Genomic DNA, 23,787 nt, shown 5'->3' on the forward strand with positions numbered 1-23,787 from the left:
CTCCTGCGGGCGGGAGCGGACGCGGCGCCGGACGCCGCGGTCACCTCGAGGTCGTTGGGGGCGAGGGCCACGTCAGCCCCTCGCCGGGTCCTTGAGGCCCACGATGCCGTAGTCGATCTCACCGGCCGGCGCCGCCAGGCCGGCGACGTTCTCACCGGGCAGGTAGATGCGGTTCTCCACGTTCAGCGGGACGAACGGGGCCAGTTCCATGATCTGCTCGTCCAGGTCGCCCCAGGCCACGTTGGCGGCGTCCAGGTCGGTCGTGGACCGTGCCGCGTCGATGGCCTCGTTGACCGCCGGGTCGTTGAGCTGGGAGAGGTTCTGGTTGCCCTTCTCGGCGATCTGCCGGCCGTCGAACAGCGGTGCGATGAACGTCGAGGCGCTGGAGTTCCAGTCCGGGCACCAGCCCGTGATCGCGGCGTCGTGCTGCTGCGAGGGGGTGCCGATCGTCTCGTAGTACGTCGAGACGTCGATGACGTTGAGGCTGACGTCCACACCGACGCGGGCGAGGGCCTGCTGGATGGCCTCGCCCTGCGCCTGCATGACCGGCTGCGCCCGGATGTCGAGGGTCATGGGGAAGCCGTCCGGGTACCCCGCCTCGGTGAGCAGCTCCTGGGCCTTCTCGACGTCACCCGCGTCCCCTTCGCTCGGGTACAGGTCGTAGTCGCGGTGGCCGGTCACCGACTCGGGCAGGATGGTGCTGGCCACGGTGGCGAACTGCGTGCCGCCCGTGGCGTTGAGCACCGAGCTCTTGTCGACGGCGTAGTTGAGCGCCTGCCGCACCCGGACGTCCCGCAGGGGGCCCTTGGTGGTGTTCAGCCCCATGTACGTCAGGCAGGCCGACTGCTCCTTGATGACGCGCTCGGCGTAGCGAGGGTCCTGCAGCCGGGCGATGGTCGCGGTCTGCACCTTGCCGGAGATCGCGTTCACGTCCGCGCCCTGGCCGGCCATGAGCCGCTCGTCGATGGTGGCACCGTCGAGGCCGATGGTGAACCGCCACCCGTCGGGCAGCGCCCGCCGCACGTCGTCGGTCTCCGGGTCCCACTCCGGGTTGCGCTCGAGCTCGATGACGCTGCCCGGCGTGTAGTTCGCCAGGTCGTAGGGGCCGGACGCGACGACGTCGTTGATGAACTCGTCACCGGCTCCGCTGCCCTCGGGGAAGGGCACCGCGCTCGGCATGGAGAGCAGGGCGTCGAACTCGGGGAACGGCGCCTTGAGGTGGAAGACCACCGTCCGGTCGTCCGGGGTCTCGATGGTCTCCAGGTCGCCCGAGCGGTAGGGGCCCTCGTACCCCTCGGGAGCGGCCACGTACTGCTTGAGGTAGGGCGCGCCGATGCCGATCTCCGGGTCCCACGTGCGACTGAGACCGAACTTGACGTCGGCCGACGTGATCGGGCTCCCGTCGTCGAACTTCACGCCGTCCTTGAGCCGGTACGTCCAGGTGAGGCCGTCCTCGGAGACCTCCCCCAGCGACTCGGCGAGGTCGGGGACCATCGCGTTGGGGTCGTCGGCATCGGCGGGGGCCTTCGTGACGAGGGTGCGGTAGATCAGCCGGTAGAACGCGTTGACACCACCGTCGAAACCACGAGCGGGGTCGAGGTAGGAGAAGTCGTCGGACTGGAGCACCTGGACGACGCCGCCCGTGGTCGGCGTGCCGCCCGATGCCCCTGCGGTGGGCGCCGAGGAGGACGTGCCCCCGCTGCAGGCGGGGAGGACGAGGGCGCAGGCGGTCGCACCTGCGAGCGCGATTCTCATCGAGGAGATCTTCACGGTTCAGCCTTTCGGTGCCGAGGCAGGTGTCCTGCACGGGTTTCGGTCGACGACGGCGGCCCCGGTGGTCGCCGCGGAGGAGCGCCAGGGAACGGGGCGCGCCGCGCCGCACCCGCAGGTGGACGCGGCGCGGTGGACCGTCCTCGCCGAACCTCACCGCTCGACGCCGACAGTAGTATTTCACATAGCAGTTGGGAAGGGTTTCACGTCGCGATCGGCGAGCGGAAACCCGTTCTTAACGTGCGGCGGCGCAGTGGCGGCAGCACGGTCCCACCGCAGCACCGGGCGCGGGCCGGCCGCACCGGGAGGTGGCTGTGCTCGAGGCGCTCTCGCGCCCTCGCTCAGACCTCGGCGCGGCCGTTCCACCAGCCGAGGACGTGGCCGATGTGCGTGCTCATGAGCGCCTCCGCCCGCCGGCCGTCCCCGGCCTCGAGGAGGGCGATGAGCTGGTGGTGCTCGGCGGCGGACCGGGCCAGCTCGTCGGTGCCCACCATGTCGGCCAGCCCCACCATGCGGGTCTGCTGCCGCAGGTCCCGCACCAGGGCCAGGAGGCGCTCGTTGCCCGTCAGCCGCAGCAGCTCGAGGTGGAAGTCGGTGTCCGCGGCCAGGTAGCCGGCGAGGTCGGCAGCGGCCGCGCTGTCGACGATGGCCTGCGCCTTCAGCCGCAGTCCGGCGACGGCCTCGGGCTGCAGGACGCGGGCGATGTCGCGCATGGGAGGTGCCTCGAGCATCTGCCGCAGCCGGACGATCTCCCGCAGGTCCTGCTCGCTCACGTCCGTGACCCGGAAGCCCTTGTTCCGGACGGTCTCGACGAAGCCCCGCTTCTGCAGGTTCAGCATGGCCTCGCGGACCGGGGTCGCGGACACGCCGAACCGGGAAGCCAACGTCGGGGCCGTCACCAGCGTGCCCGGCGCGAGTTCACCCGAGATGATCGCGGCCGCGACGGCGTCCTCGACCGTCCCGCGCAGGCTGGACCCCACCACCAGGGGGCCGATGCTGGACGGGGCCACGTCAACCTCCCGGGGATCGGCCGCCGCGTGCGCGGGAGGGCTCGCCTTGAGGGTGAACACTAGCCCACCGCCCCAGCGGAACGGACGCTGCCGCAGGGCACGCCGGTCGCTGCGGGACCGACCGGCCGGTCCCGCAGCTCGGGGGGCAGCAGTTCCTGCGGCACCGACTGGTAGGCCACCGGGCGCTGGAACCGGGTGACGGCCTCGAGCCCCACCGACGTCGTCAACGGAGCCGTCGTCGCCGGGTAGGGACCACCGTGGTGCTGCGCCGCGCTGACGGTGACACCCGTCGGCCACTCGTTGTGGACCACGCGCCCCACCCGCTCGGCCAGCAGCGCCACCGCGGTCGGGGCCACGGGGTCCGGCGCGCCCGTCGCCGCCTGCACGGTCCCCGTCAGCTGCCCGGGCACGGTGTCGAGCACCGCGGTCAGCTCCTCCGGCGAGGTGTACTCGACGAGGAGCCCGGCAGGGCCGAACGCCTCGACCTCGAGGATCGCCGGGTCCGCCAGGACGGCGCTCGCCGTGGTGCGCAGCACCTGCACCCTGACCCCCTCCTCGCTGGGTTCCCCGACCAGCGCTGCGGTCACCCCGGGACTGCCGGAGAGCGTGCGCACCGCGTCGTGGAAGGCGCTCGCGATGCCGGCGTGCAGCACGGGGTCCGGCACGGGCAGCTCGAGGGCCGCGAGGAACGCCTCCGCGTCGGGGACGAGCACGACCCCGGGGTTCGTGCAGAACTGCCCCGCGCCCAGGGTGAGGGAACCGACCCACCCCGAGGCGATCTGCGCACCCCGCTGCTCCCAGGCCGCGGGAGTGACGACGACGGGGTTGACGCTGCCCAGCTCCCCGTAGAAGGGGATGGGGACCGGTCGCGCGGCGGCGATGTCGAACAGTGATCGCCCGCCGCGCAGCGAACCGGTGAACGCGGCCGCCGCGACCCTGTCGTCCCGCAGCGCCGCGAGGGACGCCTCGACGCCCTCGACGAGCGCGAACGTCCCCTCCGGGGCCCCCGCCCGGCGCAGCGCCTCGGTGACGAGGGCGGCCGTGCGGCGCGAGAGCCGCGGGTGCCCGGGGTGCGCCTTGACGACGACGGGGCACCCGGCGGCCAGCGCGGAGACGGTGTCGCCGCCGAAGGTGCTGAACGCGAACGGGAAGTTGCTCGCCGCGAACACCAGGACGGGGCCCACCGGGGTGACGGTGCGCCGCAGGTCGGGTCGCGGGCCCGTGCCCCAGTCCGGATCGGCGTGGTCGACGCGCACCGGGGTCAGCGCACCGGACCGCAGCGCGTCGGCGAACAACCGCGCCTGGAAGGTCGTCCGGCGCAGCTCACCGGTCAGCCGGGCCGCCCCCAGGTGCGTCTCGGCACCGGCGAGGTCCACGAGCCCCTCGCGCTCGGCCTCGAGGGCGTCGGCGACCGCGACGAGCCGGTCGGCACGCACGTCCGGTGCTGTCGCGGCGAGCTCTCGCCGGGCCGCGTGCGCCGCCGCGAGGACCCCCTCGAGCTCGGCAGCGGTCGTCTCGCGGTTCGCCGTGTCGCGCTCCGCGGTTCCGTGGTTCGTGATCAATTCTCCGGTTCCTCTCCGTGCACCGCTCGCGTTCTCGTCGATCACCCCGCCAGGAGGGACCGCACCCCTCCTCCCAGCCCGAAGGCGCCCATCCCCGCACCCACGGTGACGACGGCCGCCAGCAGCCAGGTCCGCACGGAGTTCGCGCCCCGCCGGCGCAGCGGGTGGTGGGCGGTGCCTGCGGTGGTGTCCATTCGCTCTCCTCGGGTGCCGGTGGCGACGGTCCGGGGGATCCGGACGGTCCTGGGCGGTGTTCCGCGCCAGGTGGTGCCCGCCCCGGCCACGGCCGCGCCGGGGGCGGGCGCGTCAGAACTCGAAGCCCGCCGGGTACGGGTCGGTCGGGTCCAGCAGGTACTGCCCCATGCCCGTCACCCAGGCGCGACCGGTGATGGTCGGCAGCACCGCGGGGATCCCACCGACCTCCGTGGTGCCGACCAGACGGCCGGTGAACCGGCTCCCGATGAAGGACTCGTTGACGAAGTCCTGCCCCAGCGGGAGTTCACCGCGGGCGTGCAGCTCGGCCATGCGGGCCGAGGTCCCCGTGCCGCACGGGGACCTGTCGAACCAGCCCGGGTGGATGGCCATGGCGTGCCGTGACAGCCTCGCGTCGGACCCGGGGGCGATGAACTCGACGTGGTGGCAGTGGTCCACCCCCGCGATGGTCGGGTGCTGAGGCGGCGCCTGGGTGTTGACGGCGTCCATGACGGCCAGCCCGGCCGTGAGGATCTGCTGCTGGTGGGTGCGGTCGAACGGCAGGCCTGTGCTCTCGAGGTCGACGAGCGCGTAGAAGTTCCCGCCGAAGGCCAGGCTGTAGGTGACCTCCCCCAGGCCGGGGACGTCGACGACCTCGTCCAGCCGGTCGCAGTACGACGGGACGTTGGCCAGGGTCACGCTCTCGGCGTGCCCGTCGCGCACCTGCACGCTCGCGGTGACCAGGCCGGCGGGGGTGTCCAGCCGGATCGTCGTGACGGGTTCGACGACCTCGACCATCCCCGTCTCCACCAGGACGGTCGCGACCCCGATGGTGCCGTGCCCGCACATGGGGAGCAGACCCGACACCTCGATGTAGAGGACCCCGAAGTCGGCGTCGGGCCGGGTCGGTGGCTGCAGGATCGCGCCGCTCATCGCGGCGTGACCCCGCGGTTCGTTGACGAGCAACCGCCGCAGGTGGTCGAGGTTCTCGATGAAGTGCAGCCGGCGTTCGTTCATGGTGCTGCCGGGGACGACCCCGAAGCCGCCCGTGACCACCCGGGTGGGCATGCCCTCCGTGTGGGAGTCGACCGCGCTGAAGACCCTGCTCGCCCGCACGTCAGCCGACCGCTGCGCGCAGGCCGGCCAGCCCGTCGATCGCGCGCTGCATGTCGGCACGCACCTGCTTGTCGTGCTCGGCGGTCAGCGGGCCGCGCGGCGGACGGCACGGGCCGCCGTAGCGGCCGACCATGTCCATCCCGAGCTTGATGGCCTGGACGAACTCGGTGCGCGAGTCCCAGCGGAAGACGGCGACGAGGTGCCGGTACAGCTCGCGGGCCTGGTCGTAGCGGCCGGCCACCATGTGGTCGTAGATCTCGACGGACTCGCGCGGGAAGGTGTTCGGGAACCCGGCGAACCACCCGACCGCGCCGTCGACCATGAGCTCGAACAGGACGTCGTCGGCGCCCGCGACGACGTCGATGTCGGACAGCTCGGCGATCTCGAACGCACGCCGCACGTCCCCGCTGAACTCCTTGACGGCCACGACGTTCTCGAGCTCCGCGATCTGCGCGACGAGCGGCGGCACGAGGTCGACCTTGGTGTCGATCGGGTTGTTGTAGATCATGATCGGCAGGCCGACCTCGTCGATCTTGGCGTAGTGCTCGAGGATCTGCTCGTGGCTGGCCCGGTACATCGTGGGCGGCAGAGCGAGGACGCCGTCGGCGCCGTCCTCGGCGGCCAGCCGCGCCCAGTGCTGCGCCTGGTGCCACCCCGGACCGTGGACGCCGGCGACGACGACCCCGCGACCGCCGACGGCCTCGACGGCGACCTGGACGACCTTGCGGCGCTCGTCGTCGGTCAGGGAGGAGTACTCCCCGAGCGACCCGTTCGGCCCGACGCCGCGGCACCCGTTCTGCATGAGCCAGTCGCAGTGCTCGGCGAACTTGTCGTAGTCGACCTCGAGCCCAGCGGGCGCGGAGGACTTCTCCTTGTAGGGCAGGGCGGTGGCGACGATGACGCCACCCAGGTCGAACTTCTGCTCGCTCACGGTGATTCCTCTCCTGGGACGGGTCCGCTGGGGGCCGGGGTGGCCAGGTGCACCAGCGGGGGGACGGCGCGGGCGATCTCGCCCATGCGCACGGGGGCGGCGAGCGGGCGTCGTGACACCCGGCCGCGGTCGAGCAGGCCCGCGGGGCCGAGGGACCGCTCGAGCAGGTCCTCGACGCTGCGCCCGCAGGTGCGGCCCTGGCAGATGCCCAGGCCCGCACGGGTCGTCAGCTTCAGCGACCGCAGGCCGCGCGAGCAGGTCAGCTCCGCGCTGCGCCGGAGCTCGCCGGCGCTGACCTCCTCGCACCGGCAGACGATCGTCGTGTCGTCCACCCACTGCGTCCAGCCGGGGCGGATGCCGTGGGCGGCGTGCAACCGGGCCGCGAAGGCGCGGTAGGTCGCCCTGCGACGCAGCAGGCCGGGTCCGGGCAGGGCACCGGCCGCGACGAGCCCGGCGACCTCCCCCTCGGCGAGCGAGAGGTCCGCCCCGCCGATGCCCGTGACCTCGCCGGCCGCGAACACGCCGGGCACGGTCGTGCGCTGCTCGTCGTCCACGCGCACGGAACCGTCGTCGGCGGTGGCGCAGCCGCTGGACAGCGCGAGCTCGACGCGGGGGACGAAACCGTGGCTGACGCAGACGGCGTCGACGTCGTGCCGTCGCTCCGTGCCGGGCACGGGCCGCCAGTCGGCGTCCAGGTCGGCCACGGTGACGGACTCCACGCGGTCCCGCCCGTGGGCGGCGACGACACCGGCCCCGGCCCGGTAGGGGATGCGGTGCGCGGCGAGGTCGCGCAGGTACCCGCCGAGCTCGCCGACCTTGGTGCGGGCGGGGAGCAGTTCCCACGGCCGGGTGCCCCACCCCCGGGTGATCCGCCCCCAGCGGCTCGCTTCGACGATCCCGGCGACGCCGGCCCCCGTGCGCACGAGGCTCGCGGCCACCGGCAGCAGGAACGGGCCCGCCCCGGCGACGAGGACGCGGCGCCCGACGGCGACCCGCTCCCCCTTCGCCAGCGCCTGCGCGGCGCCCCCGGAGAACACGCCCGGCAGGTCCCAGCCGGGGAACGGCAGGGTCCGCTCGTGGGCACCCGTCGCCAGCACGACCGACGTCGCGGCGTAGGCCCGGGTGGTCCGGTCGGTCCCGTCGGCGGGGCCGACGACGGCGTGCACGACGGGCGGTCCGTCGTCACCCCGGTCGGCCGCCCAGACCTGGGCGCCCGTGACGACCCGGCAGCCCTCGTCGGTGCTCAGCGCCTCCCGCAGCGCGGTGAACCGCTCCCACCCGTGGTGCAGCGTGGACTCCCGGGCCGAGGTGCGCTCGGGCGGCAGGTGCCGCCAGTACTGCCCGCCGACCTGGTCGGAGGAGTCGAGCAGCACGACGCGCGCCCCGGCCGCCCGGGCGGCCCGGGCGGCGCCGAGCCCCGCGGGCCCGGCGCCGACGACGAGCACGTCGACGCGCTCGGGGGCCGGGTCGGTGGCGGGGTCAGCCACGGGCACCTCCCGCTCCGTCGTCGGACGCCGCCGGGCTCGGCCCGGTGCCGCCGCGGGTGCCACCACCGCGCGGGTCGTCCTGGCGCTCGACCACGTCGCCGTCCTGCGCGCGACGCTGGCAGGCACGGACGTCGCGGACGCCGTTGACGACGACGAGGCAGTCGAAGCAGGCGCCGATGCCGCAGAAGACGCCGCGCGGCTTCCCGTGCCGCGACGTGCGGCGCCACGACAGCTGCCCGTCGGCCAGCAGGACGCCGGCGACGGTCTGCCCCTGCACGCCGCGGACCGGCGCACCGTCGACGAGCAGGGTCAGCGGCGCCGACTCGCGGGGGCGCACCGGGTCGGTGGCGGCCGGCACGGCGGCCGGTCCGCGGGCGGCGGGGGCCTGGGGCCCGGGACGTCGGGGGATCACGCCGCCTCCTGGAGGTGCGGGACGAGGGTCGGGCGGTCCACGGCGAACCGGGCGGCGTACTCGGCGCTCGGCGTGCCGGTGCGGCCCGTCACCTGGTCGGTGATCAGCTCGGCCGTCCCCAGGGACAACCCGATGCCGGCGCCCTCGTGGCCGGTGGCGTGCCACAGCCCGGGCAGCCGGGGGTCGGGGCCGATGACGGGCAGGTGGTCGGGCACGTAGGGGCGGAACCCGCCGTAGGCCCGCATGACGGCGGCGTCGGCGAGGAACGGGAAGAGCACGAGCGCCTTCCGGGCCAGCTGCGCCAGGACGCGGGTCTCGAGGCGCTCGTCGAAGCCGCGCCGCTCCCGGGAGGAGCCGATGAGGACCGTCCCGGCGGCCGTGGACTCGACGACGCTGGACGTCTGCAGGGCGCTGTCGCCCGACTCGACGGCACCGACGTAGTCGGCGTCGTAGACCTTGTGGTGCACGCGGTGCGGCATGCGCGTGGTGACGAGGACGGTGCCGCGGCGGGGCCGCACCGGCAGGTCGACGCCCAGGCGGTGGGCCACCGCGCCGGACCACGGTCCGGCGGCCACGACCACGGCGTCGCCCGTGACGTCGCCGTGGCTGGTGCGCACGCCGGTGAGGCGGGCACCGCAGCGGATGCCGGCGAGCACCTCCACGCCCTGCCGGACGACGGTTCCCCGGCGGCGGGCGGAGGCGAGCAGCGCCTCGGTGGCGGCGACGGGCTGCACCTGGGCGTCCTCGGGGTAGTGGACGGCGGCGTGCACCTCGCGGGTCAGGTGCGGTTCGAGCTCGCGGGTGCGGTCGGGGCCGACGACGTCGGCGCGCACCCCCACCCGGCGCTGCTGGGCGGCGAAGGCCAGCAGCGACGCGGCGCCCGCGGGCGTGGTCGCGACGACGACACCGCCCTTGTCCTCGAGCTCGAGGTCGGGGAAGTCGGCCGGCAGGTCCTCGGCGAGCTCGCCGGGCAGGTCGCGCCACAGGGCTCTCGACCGCTGCGCCAGGAGCAGCTCGGCACCGGGCCCCTTGTCGGACACGAGCAGGTTGCCCTCGCCGCTGGACGAGGTGCCACCGGCCGTCGCGGACCTGTCGAGCACGACGACGTCGACGCCCGCACGGGCGAGGTCGCGGGCGATGCCCGCCCCCACGATGCCCGCGCCGACCACGACGACGCGGGAGCTCTTCAACGGCACATCAGTACAATGTCACACTTCATGTTTCACCGGTGTGAACTCTTCCGGCCCCGCGACGACGGACGGGTCGGGCGGTGCCGGGAGGGGTTCAGGCGGGGCCGGAAGTGGTTCAGGCGGGGCCAGTCAGGGCGGGTGCGGCGCGCAGCCAGGTGTCGATCCGGCGCAGGCTCGCGCGGGCGCCCTGCTCGTCGCGGTTGAGGTGACCGTGGCGGGTGCCGCGCTCCAGCACGCACGTCACCGGCACCCCGGCCGCGACCAGGCGGGAGCTGAACTCCTCCGCCGAGCCGCGCAGCCCGTCCACCTCGCTGACGAGGACGAGCGAGGGCGGGAAGCCCTCCAGCGGAGCGGTGCCGGGCGTCACCGCGGCGGGTGCGCCGTCCAGGTCGCCGCCGACGTGGTCCTCGTACATCGCCCGCACCGCGGGCGCCTCCCACCGCTCCTCCCCCGGCGGCAGGGTGGCGAGCGCCCGCACGGCCGCCGGCGACGCGGTCGGGGGCACCGCGTGCAGCGTCGGGTACGCCAGCACCACGCCGGCGGGCGGCTCCTCGCCCGCTCCCAGCAGTCGCAGCACCGCGCCCGCGGCGAGGTTCCCCCCGGCGCTGGCGCCGCCGAGGAAGGTGCGGGCCGCGTCCACGCCCGCGGCGGCGGCCAGCTCCCGGCCCCACCGCCACGCGGCCAGCACGTCGTCGGAGGGCACCGGCCAGCGGGTGCCCTCGGCTGCCAGGCGGTACCCGACGGCGACGACGAGGTGCCCGGCGCGCTGGAGGGCGCCCGCGACGGCGTGCGACTCCGGCATGTCCAGGTCGCCGAGCACGAACGCCCCGCCGTGCGCCCACACCAGCGCCGAGAGGGGGGTGCCCTCGGGGACGTACACGCGCACGTCGACCGGCCCGTGCGGGCCGGGGGCGGTGCGGTCCTGCACGGACCCGGGGGCCAGGTCCTCGGCTGCGTCCTGAACGGCGTCCTGCACGGTCGTCTCCTCCACGCGTCGACGGGCGGTGGTACGGACGCTAGTGGACCGCGGGTGGCCGGCGGGCGAACGGGCGGCGACGCCCGGCGGTCGGGAGCACCGGCGCAGCGCCCTTACCCTCGTGTGCGTGTTCGACCGGTTGAGGCTGATGAGCCACTACGAGGCACCGACCCCCGTGTGGGCGCCCGCCGACGTGGGGGCGTTCGTGCTGTCGACCACCCACCTGGACCACCTGGGCCTCGACGAGACGCTGCGCACGAGCCTGCTGCGCTGGCAGGAGTACTTCGACGAGCACCACCCCGCGGACCTGTGCGGCTGGGACTCGCCGGCCTCGCACCAGCGGTACGCGGCCGAGGGTCAGCGGCTGCGCGAGGAGCTGGACCGCGCCCTGCCCGGGATCCAGGTCGACCTGGACCTGTGGCCGGTCCCCTCCGACGACTGACGCGCACCGCTCCCCCGCCCGTAGGCTCCTGCCCATCCGTGATCAAGGAAGTCGCCACTTCCTTGATCACCGCGGGTGATCGGGGAGGCGGCGGTGGACGAGGTGCGAGCGGACGGGCCACGGGCGGACGGGCCACGGGCGGACGGGCCACGGGCGGACGGGCCACGGGTGGACGCGGCGCGGGCGTGGGTGCACCGGGCGGTGCGGCTGGTGGAGGCCGACGGCAACCGCAGCGCCGACACGCACCTGCGGGTGCTGCCCCTGCCGCCCGACTGGGGCGTGCAGCTGTACCTCAAGGACGAGTCCGTCCACCCGACCGGCTCGCTGAAGCACCGCTTGGCGCGCTCGCTGTTCCTGTTCGGCCTGGCCAACGGCGACATCGGCCCGGGCACGACGCTCGTGGAGGCCTCCAGCGGCTCCACCGCGGTCTCCGAGGCGTACTTCGCGCGGATGCTGGGCCTGGAGTTCCTCGCCGTCGTGCCGCGCACCACGGCGGTCGCCAAGCTGGAGCTGATCCGCCGCCACGGCGGGCGCCTGCACCTGGTGGACCACCCCGGCGAGGTGTACGCCGTGGCCGAGGAGCTGGGCGCGCGCCCCGGGTGGCACTACCTGGACCAGTTCGCGATGGCCTCCACCGTCACCGACTGGCGCGGCAACAACAACATCGCCTCCTCGATCTTCGAGCAGATGGCGATGGAGGAGAACCCCGAACCGGAGTGGATCGTGGTGGGCGCCGGCACCGGCGGCACCAGCGCCACGATCGGGCGGTACTGCCGCCACACGCGCCGGCGCACCCGGCTGGCCGTCGCCGACCCCGAGGGCTCGGCGTTCGCCGAGGCGTGGCGCACCGGTTCGCGCACCGTCACCGCACCGGGCTCGGCCATCGAGGGGATCGGGCGGCCGCGGGTGGAGCCGTCGTTCGTGCCGTCGGTCATCGACCTCGTCGCCACGGTCCCCGACGCGGAGTCGGTGGCCGCGACCCGGTTGCTGCACGAGCGCCTCGGGGTCAGCGCGGGCCCCTCCACCGGCACGAACCTCGTGCTCGCGCTGCGGTTGCTGGACGGGATGCGTCGGGCGGGCGAGACCGGCAGCGTCGTCACCCTCGTCTGCGACAGCGGCGCGCGCTACCTGGCCACCTACGGCGACGACGCCTGGGTCGCCTCCCGCGGCTGGGACGTGACCGCGGCCCGCGAGCGGCTGGAGCCGCTGTTCGGCACCGGAGCCTGACCGGGGGTCAGAAGCGGAACCCGCCGACGGCGCCCTGCAGCTCGCCGGCGAGCCGCTCGAGCTCCTCGGAGGCGCGCTGCGCCTGCGCCGCACCGCTGGTGGTGGCACCGGCGCTGCAGGCGATGGTGGAGATGCTGCGGGCGATCTCCCCGGAGGAGGACGCCGCCTCGGACACGTTGCCGTTCATCTCGTTCGTGGTCGCGGTCTGCTCCTCCACCGCGGAGGCGATCGTCGTCTGGAAGTCGCTGATGCGGGCGATGACCTCGCGGATCTCGGCGATCGCCGAGACGGCCTGCCCGGTGTCGGCCTGGATGGCGTCGACGCGGTGGGTGATGTCCTCGGTGGCGCGCGCGGTCTGCTGCGCCAGTTCCTTCACCTCGCCGGCGACGACGGCGAAGCCCTTGCCCATCTCCCCGGCGCGCGCCGCCTCGATGGTGGCGTTCAGGGCCAGCAGGTTCGTCTGCTCAGCGATGGCGGTGATGGCCTTGACGACGTCGCCGATCTCGCGCGAGCTGGCGCCGAGCCTGCTGACGGTCGCGTCGGCGGTGCCGGCCATGGCGACCGCCTGCTCGGCCACGCGCGCGGCTTCGGCGGCGCTGACGGAGATCTCCCGGATGGAGGCGCCCATCTCCTCGCTGCCGGCGGCGAGGGTCTCGACGGTGCGGGAGACGCCCTGGGCAGCGGTGGAGACGACCGCCGCCTGGGACTCGGCGTCGGCGGCGCCGCGCGCGAGGGCGGTGCTGGTGGTGGCCAGCTGCGCGCTGGCGCCGCCGAGCGCGGTGGAGGTCCCGGCGATGGTGCGCACCACCTCGCGCAGGTTCGAGGTGGCGCGGTGCAGGCTGCGGCTCATGCGGCCGATCTCGTCGTCGCCGGTGGCGGCGACGTCCCGCGTCAGGTCGCCCTCGGCGACGGCGTCGAGGACCCCGGAGACCGCGTGCAGCGGCCGGGTGATGCCGCGCACGACGAGCACGCCGAGCGCGGCGGCGGCGGCGAGGCCGCCGAGCAGCACGGTGACCACGAGGACGAGACCGGAGCTCGCCCGACCGGCGGCGACCTCGGTGCGGGTCTTCGCCCGCTCCTCCTCGGCGAGGCCGGCGGCCTCCACGGCGTCCGCGCCCTGGGTGACCACGGGCAGGACGACCTCTCGGTAGGTGGTCGCGGCGGCGGAGACGTCGCCGGCGTCGGCCTGCGGCGCGAGCTCCTCCTCGAAGAGGCGCACCATCTCCCGGTAGGCGGCGGTGAACGCCTCCACCTGGGCGGGGTCGGCGGCCTCCGCGGAGTAGGCGGCGAGCCCCTCCTCGAGGTCGGCGACCTTCTCGTCGAGCTGCTCGCGCAGGTCCGCCCGCACCTGCGGGGAGGCCGCGGGGTACTCCACGATGCGGGCTCGGGCCGCTTGGAAACCGCGCTGCACGGCGGACAGGTCCACCATGGGCTGCACGCTCTGCGAGTACGAAGCAGCGGTGGTGTCCCGCAGCTCGACCATCCGCTGCGCGGCGACGCCACCGACGGCCAGGGCCACCAGCCCGCTGACGGCGATGCCGGCGCTGATCTTGACGGCGACGGGGCGGGCGGCGATCCACTGGCGGGGTCCGGTGGGTCGGGGTGCGCTCGCGACGGTGGTGCTGGGCATCGGTGGGCTCCAGGGTCCGGGCAGGCCACCCGCCTGCCGGGCACCCCCGCCTCCCATCGGCACCCGCCGAGGCGGTCTGAACGTCCCGCTTCGCGGGACCGGCCCGCGCGGCCCTACGTGGCCGGGGTGGGAGCGGGTGCCGCCGAGGTGGGGGTGGGGGTGGGCGCAGGCGTGGTCGTGGTCAGCGACGGGCTCGGCCGCACCGTCGCCGGGTCCGGCCCGCACACGACGCGGTTCTGCGCGTTGTACCTGGTCGTCCAGCTCTCGCGCTGCTCGTCGCCGCCGCCGACGGGTGTCATGACGCGGGTGACGGTGACGTCGAAACCGGTGTTCGAGGACTGCGGCGAGCAGTTCCTGCTGGTGTCGTAGATCGTGCGCGGGCTGCGGATGTTGCGGCGGGCGCTCTTCAGGGCCTCCACCTCCCAGCGCTTCGTGCCGTACATCGACACGGTCAGCTGGTTCCCGCTGATGCCGGCGGTGATGAACACCCCGTGGCCGGAGTCGTTGCGGAACCGGTTGTCGATGCTGCGCCAGTCGATCGTGGCCTCGCGCCCCTCGGGGTAGCGGGAGATGTAGAACGAGTGCGGCTTGTGCTCGATCTCGTCCAGGCCGGCGAAGAACACGGCGTTGAACAGCGTGGTGGACAGCTGCGAGACGCCGCCGCCGTAGTCCTCGACGAGGCGGCCGTTGGAGATGACGCCGGCGCGGTTGTAGCCGCGGGCGGGGGTGCGCTCGCCGACGGTGTCGTTCATGGAGAACTCCTCCCCGGGCCGCAGCAGCGTGCCGTCCACCGCCGCGGCGGCGATGCGGATGTTCTCGGTGCGGTCGCGGTCGGAGGTGAGCTTCGTGGTGAACGTGGAGATCCGCTCGACGATGCCCAGGCCGGCGAGCTCCTCGGTGCTCAGCGCGGGCGGCGCGGTGACGAGGCCCACCTCGGCGCGGCGCGACGGCTGCCCGGGCGCGCCCGGGGTCGCGGAGGGCGCGGTGGACGGCGCACCCGAGGACGGCGGGGCCGCCGGGGTGAGCGCGGCCACGACGGCGCCGGCCAGCGCGTCGGGCGGCAGGTCGGCGCCCTCGACGGCGGGCACGACGCGAGGGACGGCGTCGGTGACCTCGATGCGGGCGTCCTGCGGGGCGGTCTCGAAGGCGGGGTCGGCGGCCAGGACGGCGGCCTCCAGGGCGGCGCCGTCGGCGACGAGCGCGGCGCGGCCGTCGACGGCGCGCACGGCGAGCGCGGGCGCGAAGGCGGGCGGGGCGAGGACGACCTCGCGGCCACCGCCGGCGACGACGAGGTCACCGGCGACGGCGGGCCGGGCGATCTCGTCGAGGGCGGCGGCGACGGCCTCGGCGTCCAGCTCGGAGCGCACGACGCGCGCGGGCACCTCGACGGGGCCGGTGGCGGGCCAGGCGGCGGCGACGGCGTCGGCGGTGCGGTCGGTGTCGAGGGCGCGCCCGGGCGCGGGGTCGGTGGGCACCGGTTCGACGCTCGCGGCGGCGCCGTCCGCACCGGGGGTCACCCGGAAGGTGACGGCGCCCTGGACGGGGGCCTGCTCGACGGCACCGGCCAGGGGCTGCAGCCCGGTGCGCAGCGCGGCGCGGTCGACGTCGGTGGCGGGGCGCTCGGCCTCGCCGCCGGCGAGGTGCCGCCACAGCTCGCGGGGGTCCCAGGCGGGGCCGGTGAGGGCGCGGGCGGTGGCGGGCACGTCGACGGCGAGCCCTGCGGCGGCCGGGTCGAGGGTGCCGTCGACGTCCCCGGCGGGGCTGGTGACGTGCACGGCGACGGGTTCGGCCTCCACGGCGGCGGCGGGGCCGGCGAGGGCGCGCTCGACGCCGGCGCGGTCCAGGCCGCCGACGTCGGTGCCGAGGACGGTGGTGCCGCGGGGGGCCTGCCCGCCGAGCGCGAGGGCGGCGGTCGCGTAGCCGCCGGCGAGGACGGCGGCACCGGCGCCGAGGCCGACGAGGAGGCGGGTGCGCCCGCGGGGCCCGCGCCGGCGGCTGCGCGCCGCGTCCTGCTGCGCCGGCCGGTCCTGCCGATCGTGCACGTGCTCGTCCCCCGCTCGCTGCGCGCGGCCTGCGCCGCGCAACCCCTCCACCACCCTAAGCAGCGCGCGCGGGTGGTCCGGGCCGTTCGGCCCGACCCGTCCCGCCGCGGAGGCGCAGCGGGGTGCGGCGGAACGTGGGCTGGACGAGGACGGGAGCGGACGGAGACGGAACGCATCCGATACGGATCGCATCGAACGGTGGGTACCCTCCCCGGGTGACCACCGCCCCCGCGCCGCGCCAGGCGCCCCCCGAGGGCCCGCGCACCACCCGGCGCCGCGAGCAGACCCGCACCCGGCTGCTGGCCGCCGCCCTGGACCTGCTGGCCGAGCAGGGCCTGGCCCGCACCAGCGTCGAGGGCGTGTGCGAGCGCGCCGGCTTCACCCGCGGCGCCTTCTACTCCAACTTCGCCAGCACGGACGAGGTCGTCGCGGCCCTGTTCGCCCAGCAGGCCGCGCGCGTGCTGGAGCACGTGCGCTCCCACCTGCCGGGCACCGGCGGGACCACCGGCCTGCCCGACCTCGTCGCGCGCGTGCTGGAGCTGCTGCCCGTGGACCGCCAGTGGCTCGCCGTGCGGGCGGAGTTCTCCGCCCAGGCGCTGCGCGACCCCGCCGCCGCGCGGATCCTCACCACCGCGCGCGAGGAGCTGCTGGCGCAGTTCGCGCCGCTGCTGGACGAGGGGCTGGACCGCGCCGGCCGCACGGCCACCGCACCCGCCACCGAGCTCGCCCGCGCCGTCCTCGCCGCGCACGAGGGCGCCACCTCCCCCGCGGCCGGCGGCACCGGCCGCGCCTTCGAGGTGCGCCTGCTCACCGCCGTGCTCGAGGCGTTCTCCGCACCCGCGACGGCCCCCGCGGCCACCGGCGCGGCGCGGTGAGCGGCCGCCACGTCGAGCTGGCCGTGCGCGCGCGGGGCCTGACCCTGCGCAGCGGCGGCCGGGACGTCTTCACCGGCGTGGACGTCGACGTCCCCGTCGGCTCGATGCTCGTGGTGCGCGGGCGCACCGGCGGCGGCAAGACGTCGCTGCTGCTCACCCTGGCCGGGCGGATGCGGCCCACCGGCGGCGAGCTGCGCGTCCTCGGCCACGACCTGCCCGCGCAGGCCCGCGCCGTGCGCCGGCGCGCCGCCCTCGGCGAGGTCCGCGGCGTCAACGACCTCGACGACGCCCTCACCGTCGAGCAGCACGTCGCCGAGCGCCTCGCGCTGCACCAGCCGTGGTGGCGCCCGTGGGTCGGCCGGGCGCAGGTGGACGAGCAGCTCGACCGCGTCGAGCGGACCCTCGGCGGGGCCAGCGGGGCCAGCGGGGCCAGCGGGGCCAGCGGGGCCGGCGGGACCGGCGCCGACGTGCCCGCCCTGCACCGGCGCGAGTTCGTCAGCGACGTCGACCCGCTGGAGCGCATGGCGCTGGGCGTCGTGCTCGCCCTCGCCGGCCGACCCGACGTGCTCGTCGTCGACGACGTGGACTCCCTGCGGCGCGTGGAGGACCGCCGCCGCGCCTGGGCGGCGCTGACCGCGCTGCGCCGCTCCTCCACCGACCCGCTGACCGTCGTGGCCAGCTGCACCGACGACCCCGACCTGCCCCCCGGCGCCGACGCCGACACCCTCACCCTCGACCTCGACCTCCAGGACGCCTGATGCCCGCTGCGCGCCGCCCCTCGCCGCCCCGCTTCTCCCTGCCCGGCCTGGAGCTGGCCCGCTTCCGGCGCGCCGTCATCACCCGGCTGGCGCTGCTGGCCGTCGTGCTCGTCCCGCTGGTGTACGGCGGGCTGTACCTGTCCGCCAACCACGACCCGGTGGGCGAGCTGGGGGACCTGCGCGCCGCCGTCGTGGACGCCGACGAGCCGGTGACCGTCACCGGCGCCGACGGCGCGCAGCGCACGTTGGACGCCGGGCGGGACCTGGTGGACACCCTCACCGGCCCGGACGCCGACGCCGGCTTCACGTGGGAGAGCACCACCGGGCCCGAGGCCGACGCCGGCCTGGAGGACGGCACCTACGCGGCGGTGCTGCGGGTGCCGGAGGGCTTCTCCGCCGCGCTGGCCTCCGGCGGCGGTGACGACCCGCGGCAGGCGCGCCTGAGCGTGACCACCGACGACGCGCAGAACTACGTCCTCGGGCAGATCGCCGACACGGTGGCCACCGCGATCCGCACCGAGGTCGCCACCGGCGCCACCGAGGACGTCCTGGAGAACGTCTACGTCGCCTTCGGCTCGATCCACGACTCCCTCGGCGAGGCCGCCGACGGCGCCGGGGACCTGGCCGCGGGTGCGCGCAGCGCCGACGAGGGCGCCCGGCAGCTCGTCGTCGGCCTCGGCGACCTGCGCGGCGGCGCCGCCGAGCTCGCCGACGGCACCGGTGCGCTGCGCGCCGGGGCGGGCGACCTCGCCGACGGCACCGCGACCCTGGCCGAGGGGGCGGGAGGAGCTGCCGACGGCGCGGCCTCCCTCAGCGCCGGCCTGGAGCGGCTGCGCGCCGGCACCGCGGACCTGCCCACGCAGACGGACCGGCTCGCTGACGGCGCCGAGGCCGTCGCGGCCGGTGCCGCGCAGGTGGAGGCGGCCACCGGCGAACTCGCCGCGGCCGCCGACCGGGTCGGCGAGCTGGGCGCCTCCGCCGAGGAGGCGCTGCCCGCCCTCGACGAGCTGGTCGAGCGCGCCCGCGCCCTCGCGGCGGCGAACCCCGACGACACGGAGCTGGCCGCCGCCGTCGAGCGGCTGGAGCAGCTGCGCGACGCCCTGGCCGGCGCCGACCTGGCGGCCGCCGCCCAGCAGGTCGAGGAGCGCGTCGACGGCCTCGCCGCCGGCGCGCGGGAGCTGTCCGCGGGCGCGGAGTCCGTCGCCGGCGGGGCGCGCTCGCTGGCGGACGCGGCCCCCACCCTGCGCGACGGCGCGGCCTCCGCCGCCGACGGCGCCGCCGCGCTGGCCGCCGGCACCGGACGGGTGGCCGCCGGTGCCCGCTCCGCCGCCGACGGCGCCGCCGGACTGGCCGCCGGTGCCGCGCGCGTCGACGACGGTGCCGCCGCCCTGCTGGGCGGCACCTCGCAGGCCCGTTCGGGCGCCGGGGACCTCGCCGAGGGCACCGGGCAGCTCGCGCAGGGCGCCGGCACCCTGGCCGGGCAGCTGCGCGAGGGCCAGGGGGAGGTGCCCTCGTACGGCGCGGACGACGTCGAGGAGCGCGCCGGCGTCGTCGCCGCCCCCGTGGAGGCCGAGCGGGTGCGCGAGAACGCGGTCCCCCACTACAGCGACGGGCTGGCGCCGCTGTTCATCCCGGTCGCGCTGTGGGTGGGTGGCATGGTCACGTACATGGTGCTGCGGGCCGTCTCGCCGCGGGCGCTGGCCTCCACCGCCGGCTCGCTGCGCACCGCGGTCGCCGGCCTGCTGCCGGGCGCGGTGCTGGGCGTGCTGCAGGCGGTGGTGCTGATCACGGTGCTGCTGATCGCCGTCGGGATCGAGTCCCCGTCGCCGCTGGCGACGGTGGTGTTCACCGCGCTGGTGGCGGTGGCGTTCACGGCGCTGCACCAGGGCCTGAACGCGCTGCTGGGCGGGGTGGGCCGGCTGGTGGCGCTGGTGCTGCTGGTGCTGCAGCTGACGTCGGCGGGCGGCACCTACCCGGTGGCCACCTCCCCGGCGTTCTTCGGCGCCATCCACCCGTACCTGCCGATGACGTACGCCACCGACGGCCTGCGGCACCTGATCGGTGGCGGGTCGGCGGGCGCGGTGCGGCTGGACGCGGCGGTGCTGGCGGCGTTCGCGGTGCTGGGGCTGGCGGTGACGGTGCTGGCCTGCCACCGCCGCCGCACCTGGACGGTGGCGGAGCTGCACCCCAGCCTCAGCCTCTGACGGGCCCCACCCCGGTGCCCCCACCCCCGGCGCCCCCACCCCCGGCGACACCGCCCGCGGCCCGGGGCCGGTCAGTCCGGTGCGGTGAGCTGCCGGGGGAAGCACGCGTTGGCGCGCTCGCGCTCGGGCGTGGACGCGAACACGCTGTCGCACCACGCCCGCACGTCGGACGCCTCGGCGAACGGGCCGTCCGCGAACGTCGTCCAGTACGGGTTGCCGCGGGCGTCGACGGCGCTCTCGCCGAAGTCGGTGCTGGCGAGCACGAACACGTCGCCGCCGGCGATGCCGGAGGCGATGCGCCGGGTCTGGGTGAGGATGTCGGCGGCGTAGAAGGTGCTGCTGCCGTTGGCGGCGCGCTGGCCGGGGTCGGTGGTGCCGATGCTCTTGGCGGCCAGCTGCGCCACCCACTGACCCTGCGGCGGGTGGTCGGCCAGGCCCCGGGTGCGCAGCCGGCGCAGGGTGGCGAGGGCCTCGGCGTCCGCGGCGGGCGTGGCGCCCACGGCGGGCACGTCGGGCACGTCGTCGGCGGGAGCGTCCGCGGCGGGGCCGGGCGCGGGTGCCGCGACGGGGGCGACGGGGGTGTCCGCCGCGCGCACGACGGGCACCAGGCGGCCGGTGCCGCTCAGGCCCTGGAGGGTCAGCAGCGCGAGCAGGACCACGAGGACCACGCCCAGGGCCGCGCACAGGGCCTGCAGCGCGCGGGCACCGCGGGGTGCGGTGGCACGAACCTGCGACGTCGGTCCCGACACGACGGCGTCCTCCCCGGCTGCTGCGCCCGATGCGCCTCCGGTCCGACGCACCCCGTCCGCGCCCGGTTCCCCGAGCGCCCACCCGCCCGAGCAGGATGCCCCGGGTGGGCCCGGAACGCGCGCTGGAGCCTGTCGCGCGCCCCGGGCCGGGGTGGGTGGGGGCCGACGAGGTGGCCGGCGGGGCGGGGCCGGCGGGGTGGTGCGGGGCCGGTCAGAAGCCGGCGAGCACCTGCGTCCAGTACGGCCCGACGGGGCTGGGGGCCTCGGCGATCCCGACGTGGGTGAGGCGGCAGTCGAGGATGTTGGCGCGGTGACCGGGGCTGGCCAGCCAGGCGTCGACGACCGAGGCGGCGTCGTAGCCGTAGGCGACGTTCTCGGCGGTGCGCCAGGGCTGCACGCCGTGGGCGGCCAGACGCACGCGCGGGGTGCTGCCGTCGGCGCCGACGTGGCTCATGCGGCCGCCGGCGGCCATCTCGGCGCTGTGGCCGGCGGCGGTGTCGGTCATGGCCTCGGCCACGGCCAGCGGGCCGCACCCGGCGGTGGCGCGCGCGTCGTTGGTGCGGTCCAGGACGAGCTGGGCGCCCGCGGGCAGCGGGTCGGGGGCGGTGGGGCGCAGTTCCTCGGCGGACGCGGGGGCGGCCGTGGTCAGGCCCAGCGCCAGGGCGGCGAGGGCGGTGGCGGCGAGCGTGGTGGTGCGCTGGCGGCGGGGGGACGTCGTCATGACCTCGACCCAACCAGGTCACAGAACCTCCACGGACCACCCTGTGATCCACGCCACAGCACACGCCCGCCCATCACCCACCGCGACTCCCCCTTCCCCACGGTGATCTCGCACGGTTGAGCGTTCACCCGTGCAAGATCACCGCGGGGCGGGTGGGGCGGGTCAGCCCTTGGAGCTGAAGGCGGCGTCGAACGCGGCCGACGGCGGCTGGATGAGCTCACCGACGCGACGCACGAACGCCAGCGCGTCGGGCGCGCCGCGCAGGCGGTCCACCCCGGCGTCCTCCCACTCCACGCTCGTGGGGCCCTCGTACCCGATCTGGTTCAGCTGGCGGAAGATCGCCTCCCACGGCACGTCGCCGTGCCCGACGGAGACGAAGTCCCAGCCGCGCCGGGAGTCCGCCCACGGCAGGTGCGAGCCCAGGCGGCCGGCGCGCCCGTCGAGCTGCTTCTTGGAGTCCTTGCAGTGCACGTGGTAGATGCGGTCCGCGAAGTCGCGCAGGAACCCGACCGTGTCCAGGTCCTGCCACACGAAGTGGCTGGGGTCGAAGTTCAGCCCGAACGCCTCGCGGTGCCCGATGGCCTCCAGCGCGCGCTTCGTCGTCCAGTAGTCGTAGGCGATCTCGGACGGGTGCACCTCGTGGGCGAACTTCACGCCCACCTCGTCGAAGACGTCCAGGATGGGGTTCCAGCGGTCGGCGAAGTCCTGGTAGCCGCGCTCCACCATGGAGTCCGGGGTGGGCGGGAACATCGCCACCGTGTGCCAGATCGAGGAACCGGTGAACCCGGTGACGGTCTTCACGCCGAGCCTCGCGGCCGTGCGGGCGGTGTCCTTGACGTACTCCGCGGCGCGCTGCCGCACGCCCTCGGGGTCGCCGTCGCCCCACACGGCCTCGGACACGATGTCCTTGTGCCGCTCGTCGATGAGGTCGCACACGGCCTGACCGGTCAGGTGGCAGGAGATCGTCCACACCCCCAGGCCGTGCTCGTCCAGCGTGGCCTTCTTCTCGGCGATGTAGTCGTCGTCCACCGCACCGCGGGCGGAGTCCAGGTGGTCGCCCCACGTGGCGATCTCCAGCCCGTCGAACCCCCACTCGGAGGCGAGCCGGCACACCTCCTCGAAGGGCAGGTCGGCCCACTGGCCGGTGAACAGGGTCACGGGACGAGGCATCGTCGCTCTCCTCAGATCTCGGTGTAGGCGGACGAGTTCTCGGCGCTGCGCTGCACGGCTTCGAGCACCTTCTGCACCTGCAGGCCGTCGGCGAAGGACGGCGACGGGTCGCGCTCGTCGGCGATCGCGCCGAGGAACTCCTGCAGCTCGTGCACGAACGGGTGGTCGTAGCCCAGGCCGTGCCCGGCCGGCCACCAGTTCGCCACGCCCGGGTGCTCCGGCTCGGTCGCCAGGATCCGCCGGAAGCCGTTCTCCGCGTCGGGCAGGTCGCCGTCGAAGAACCACAGCTCGTTCATCGACTCGAAGTCGAACGCGAGCGAGCCGCGCGAGCCGTTGACCTCGATGCGCATGCCGTTCTTGCGGCCCAGCGCCATGCGGGTCGCCTCGAACGTCATCAGCGCACCGCCGTCGCCGCGGCCGAAGAACACCGCCGCGTCGTCCACGGTGACCTCACCGCGCTCGGTGGAGGCCTCGGCGCCCAGGCCGGTGTTCTGACCGGTGCGGGCCGCCTCCAGCGGGCGGGTCTTGACGAACGTCTCCAGCGTGCCGTTGACGCCCACCAGCCGCTGGCCGGTGATGAACTGCGCGGCGTCGACGATGTGCGAGCCGATGTCCCCCAGCGCGCCGGCGCCGGAGCGGTCCTTCTGCAGGCGCCACGTCAGCGGGAACTCGGGGTCGACGATCCAGTCCTGCAGGTACAGCGCGCGCACCTGGCGGACCTCGCCGAGACGCCCCTGCGCGACCAGCTGCTGCGCCAGCCCGATGGCGGGGACCTTGCGGTAGTTGAAGGCCACCATGCTGCGCACGCCGCGGGCGGAGGCGGCCCGCGCGGCCTCGGTCATCCGCTCGGCCTCCTCGACGGTCTTCGCCAGGGGCTTCTCGCAGATGACGTGCTTGCCCGCCTCCAGGGCGGCGATCGCGATCTCGGCGTGGCTGTCGCCGGGGGTGAGCACGTCGATCACGTGCACGTCGTCGCGCTCCAGCAGGGCGCGCCAGTCGTCCACGCCCTCCTCCCAGCCGAACTGGCGGGCCGCGGCGGTGGCGCGGCCGGCGTCGCGGCCGGCCAGGGCGACGCGGCGGGTGCGGAAGCGGGGCTCGCCGACGTGGTCGACGGTGCGCCACGCGTGGGAGTGGACGGCACCCATGAAGGAGTGGCCGACGACGGCCACACCCAGCTGGGGCGGTTCGTGCGTTCCGGGCTCGGACACTGAAGGACCTCCTCGTCGTCGCGGCGATCGTACTGATCCGGTTCAGTCACCGGAACACCCCTCCCCTCATCCCGCTCCCCATCTCCCCCTACCTGCGGTGATCAAGGAAGTTGCA

The 23,787-nt window shown here is 75.6% G+C and carries 21 protein-coding genes; 5 read left to right on the forward strand and 16 right to left on the reverse strand.

What is annotated here, in order from left to right; genetic code table 11:
• Positions 1–72: 72 nt before the first annotated feature.
• The 10 genes from MN205_RS13880 to MN205_RS13925 form a co-directional block, all read right to left on the reverse strand.
• A complete protein-coding gene (locus MN205_RS13880; protein ID WP_242128236.1) occupies positions 73–1,755 on the reverse strand; it encodes an ABC transporter substrate-binding protein in 1,683 nt (560 codons plus the stop codon).
• 356 nt (positions 1,756–2,111) lie between these two features.
• Positions 2,112–2,780 (reverse strand): GntR family transcriptional regulator, encoded by a 669-nt coding sequence (locus MN205_RS13885; RefSeq protein WP_242128238.1) that lies wholly within the window; start codon positions 2,778–2,780, stop codon positions 2,112–2,114.
• A gap of 59 nt (positions 2,781–2,839) precedes the next feature.
• The gene (locus tag MN205_RS13890) at positions 2,840–4,342 is read right to left on the reverse strand and encodes an aldehyde dehydrogenase (NADP(+)) (protein WP_242128241.1); all 1,503 of its coding nucleotides are present in this window, start codon (positions 4,340–4,342) and stop codon (positions 2,840–2,842) included.
• 41 nt (positions 4,343–4,383) lie between these two features.
• Positions 4,384–4,536 carry a hypothetical protein gene (locus tag MN205_RS13895; RefSeq protein WP_242128243.1) on the reverse strand — a complete coding sequence of 51 codons (153 nt, stop codon included), beginning with the start codon at positions 4,534–4,536 and terminating at the stop codon, positions 4,384–4,386.
• 112 nt (positions 4,537–4,648) lie between these two features.
• On the reverse strand, positions 4,649–5,650 hold the full coding sequence (locus MN205_RS13900) for a proline racemase family protein (RefSeq protein ID WP_374115937.1): 1,002 nt from the start codon (positions 5,648–5,650) through the stop codon (positions 4,649–4,651).
• A gap of 1 nt (position 5,651) precedes the next feature.
• Positions 5,652–6,581 carry a dihydrodipicolinate synthase family protein gene (locus tag MN205_RS13905; RefSeq protein WP_242128247.1) on the reverse strand — a complete coding sequence of 310 codons (930 nt, stop codon included), beginning with the start codon at positions 6,579–6,581 and terminating at the stop codon, positions 5,652–5,654.
• Positions 6,578–8,068 carry an FAD/NAD(P)-binding oxidoreductase gene (locus tag MN205_RS21980; protein WP_242128249.1) on the reverse strand — a complete coding sequence of 497 codons (1,491 nt, stop codon included), beginning with the start codon at positions 8,066–8,068 and terminating at the stop codon, positions 6,578–6,580. Before MN205_RS21980 ends, MN205_RS13905 begins: the two co-directional genes overlap by 4 nt.
• Positions 8,061–8,480 (reverse strand): (2Fe-2S)-binding protein, encoded by a 420-nt coding sequence (locus MN205_RS13915; protein WP_242128251.1) that lies wholly within the window; start codon positions 8,478–8,480, stop codon positions 8,061–8,063. Before MN205_RS13915 ends, MN205_RS21980 begins: the two co-directional genes overlap by 8 nt.
• A complete protein-coding gene (locus MN205_RS13920) occupies positions 8,477–9,670 on the reverse strand; it encodes an FAD-binding oxidoreductase (RefSeq protein ID WP_255819828.1) in 1,194 nt (397 codons plus the stop codon). Before MN205_RS13920 ends, MN205_RS13915 begins: the two co-directional genes overlap by 4 nt.
• A gap of 115 nt (positions 9,671–9,785) precedes the next feature.
• Positions 9,786–10,646 (reverse strand): alpha/beta hydrolase fold domain-containing protein, encoded by an 861-nt coding sequence (locus tag MN205_RS13925; protein WP_242128255.1) that lies wholly within the window; start codon positions 10,644–10,646, stop codon positions 9,786–9,788.
• Positions 10,647–10,773: 127 nt separating this feature from the next.
• Here MN205_RS13925 and MN205_RS13930 point away from each other — a divergent pair, with 127 nt between their 5' ends.
• Complete coding sequence (locus MN205_RS13930) at positions 10,774–11,088, forward strand: hypothetical protein (protein WP_242128257.1); 315 nt, start codon at positions 10,774–10,776, stop codon at positions 11,086–11,088.
• A 168-nt stretch (positions 11,089–11,256) separates the two neighbouring features.
• Positions 11,257–12,315 carry a PLP-dependent cysteine synthase family protein gene (locus MN205_RS13935; RefSeq protein WP_242128259.1) on the forward strand — a complete coding sequence of 353 codons (1,059 nt, stop codon included), beginning with the start codon at positions 11,257–11,259 and terminating at the stop codon, positions 12,313–12,315.
• 7 nt (positions 12,316–12,322) lie between these two features.
• Here MN205_RS13935 and MN205_RS13940 read toward each other — a convergent pair whose 3' ends face one another.
• Together MN205_RS13940 and MN205_RS13945 are read right to left on the reverse strand one after the other, a co-directional pair.
• A complete protein-coding gene (locus MN205_RS13940) occupies positions 12,323–13,945 on the reverse strand; it encodes a methyl-accepting chemotaxis protein (protein WP_242128261.1) in 1,623 nt (540 codons plus the stop codon).
• Positions 13,946–14,058: 113 nt separating this feature from the next.
• Positions 14,059–15,987, reverse strand: coding sequence for a VanW family protein (locus tag MN205_RS13945; RefSeq protein ID WP_308220284.1), 1,929 nt, complete (start codon positions 15,985–15,987; stop codon positions 14,059–14,061).
• Between the two features lie 215 nt (positions 15,988–16,202).
• On the opposite strand from MN205_RS13945, the gene MN205_RS13950 reads away from it, so the two are divergent.
• The 3 genes from MN205_RS13950 to MN205_RS13960 are packed head-to-tail and all read left to right on the forward strand — an operon-like array spanning position 16,203 to position 19,824.
• Positions 16,203–16,862: a TetR/AcrR family transcriptional regulator gene (locus tag MN205_RS13950; RefSeq protein ID WP_242128264.1), complete on the forward strand. Its 660-nt coding sequence runs from the start codon at positions 16,203–16,205 to the stop codon at positions 16,860–16,862.
• On the forward strand, positions 16,859–17,620 hold the full coding sequence (locus MN205_RS13955; protein WP_242128265.1) for an ATP-binding cassette domain-containing protein: 762 nt from the start codon (positions 16,859–16,861) through the stop codon (positions 17,618–17,620). Before MN205_RS13950 ends, MN205_RS13955 begins: the two co-directional genes overlap by 4 nt.
• Positions 17,620–19,824, forward strand: a complete 2,205-nt coding sequence (locus MN205_RS13960; protein WP_242128267.1) for a YhgE/Pip domain-containing protein — start codon at positions 17,620–17,622, stop codon at positions 19,822–19,824. Before MN205_RS13955 ends, MN205_RS13960 begins: the two co-directional genes overlap by 1 nt.
• A gap of 71 nt (positions 19,825–19,895) precedes the next feature.
• Here MN205_RS13960 and MN205_RS13965 read toward each other — a convergent pair whose 3' ends face one another.
• The 4 genes from MN205_RS13965 to MN205_RS13980 form a co-directional block, all read right to left on the reverse strand.
• The gene (locus tag MN205_RS13965) at positions 19,896–20,573 is read right to left on the reverse strand and encodes a hypothetical protein (protein WP_242128269.1); all 678 of its coding nucleotides are present in this window, start codon (positions 20,571–20,573) and stop codon (positions 19,896–19,898) included.
• 211 nt (positions 20,574–20,784) lie between these two features.
• Positions 20,785–21,294 carry a CAP domain-containing protein gene (locus tag MN205_RS13970; protein WP_242128272.1) on the reverse strand — a complete coding sequence of 170 codons (510 nt, stop codon included), beginning with the start codon at positions 21,292–21,294 and terminating at the stop codon, positions 20,785–20,787.
• A 162-nt stretch (positions 21,295–21,456) separates the two neighbouring features.
• Positions 21,457–22,464 carry a sugar phosphate isomerase/epimerase gene (locus MN205_RS13975; RefSeq protein ID WP_242128274.1) on the reverse strand — a complete coding sequence of 336 codons (1,008 nt, stop codon included), beginning with the start codon at positions 22,462–22,464 and terminating at the stop codon, positions 21,457–21,459.
• Between the two features lie 11 nt (positions 22,465–22,475).
• The gene (locus MN205_RS13980; protein WP_242128276.1) at positions 22,476–23,672 is read right to left on the reverse strand and encodes a Gfo/Idh/MocA family protein; all 1,197 of its coding nucleotides are present in this window, start codon (positions 23,670–23,672) and stop codon (positions 22,476–22,478) included.
• Between the last annotated feature and the right edge of the window lie 115 nt (positions 23,673–23,787).

The organism is Kineococcus sp. TRM81007 (genome assembly GCF_022669155.1).
Lineage (GTDB): Bacteria > Actinomycetota > Actinomycetes > Actinomycetales > Kineococcaceae > Kineococcus.

Bases quoted from the DNA above. Each gene is read 5' to 3' on its own strand.
- MN205_RS13940 (WP_242128261.1), bottom strand. From the start codon at position 13,945: ATGCCCAGCACCACCGTCGCGAGCGCACCCCGACCCACCGGACCCCGC.
- MN205_RS13975 (WP_242128274.1), bottom strand. From the start codon at position 22,464: ATGCCTCGTCCCGTGACCCTGTTCACCGGCCAGTGGGCCGACCTGCCC.
- MN205_RS13880 (WP_242128236.1), bottom strand. From the start codon at position 1,755: ATGAGAATCGCGCTCGCAGGTGCGACCGCCTGCGCCCTCGTCCTCCCC.
- MN205_RS13970 (WP_242128272.1), bottom strand. From the start codon at position 21,294: ATGACGACGTCCCCCCGCCGCCAGCGCACCACCACGCTCGCCGCCACC.
- MN205_RS13895 (WP_242128243.1), bottom strand. From the start codon at position 4,536: ATGGACACCACCGCAGGCACCGCCCACCACCCGCTGCGCCGGCGGGGC.
- MN205_RS13960 (WP_242128267.1), top strand. From the start codon at position 17,620: ATGCCCGCTGCGCGCCGCCCCTCGCCGCCCCGCTTCTCCCTGCCCGGC.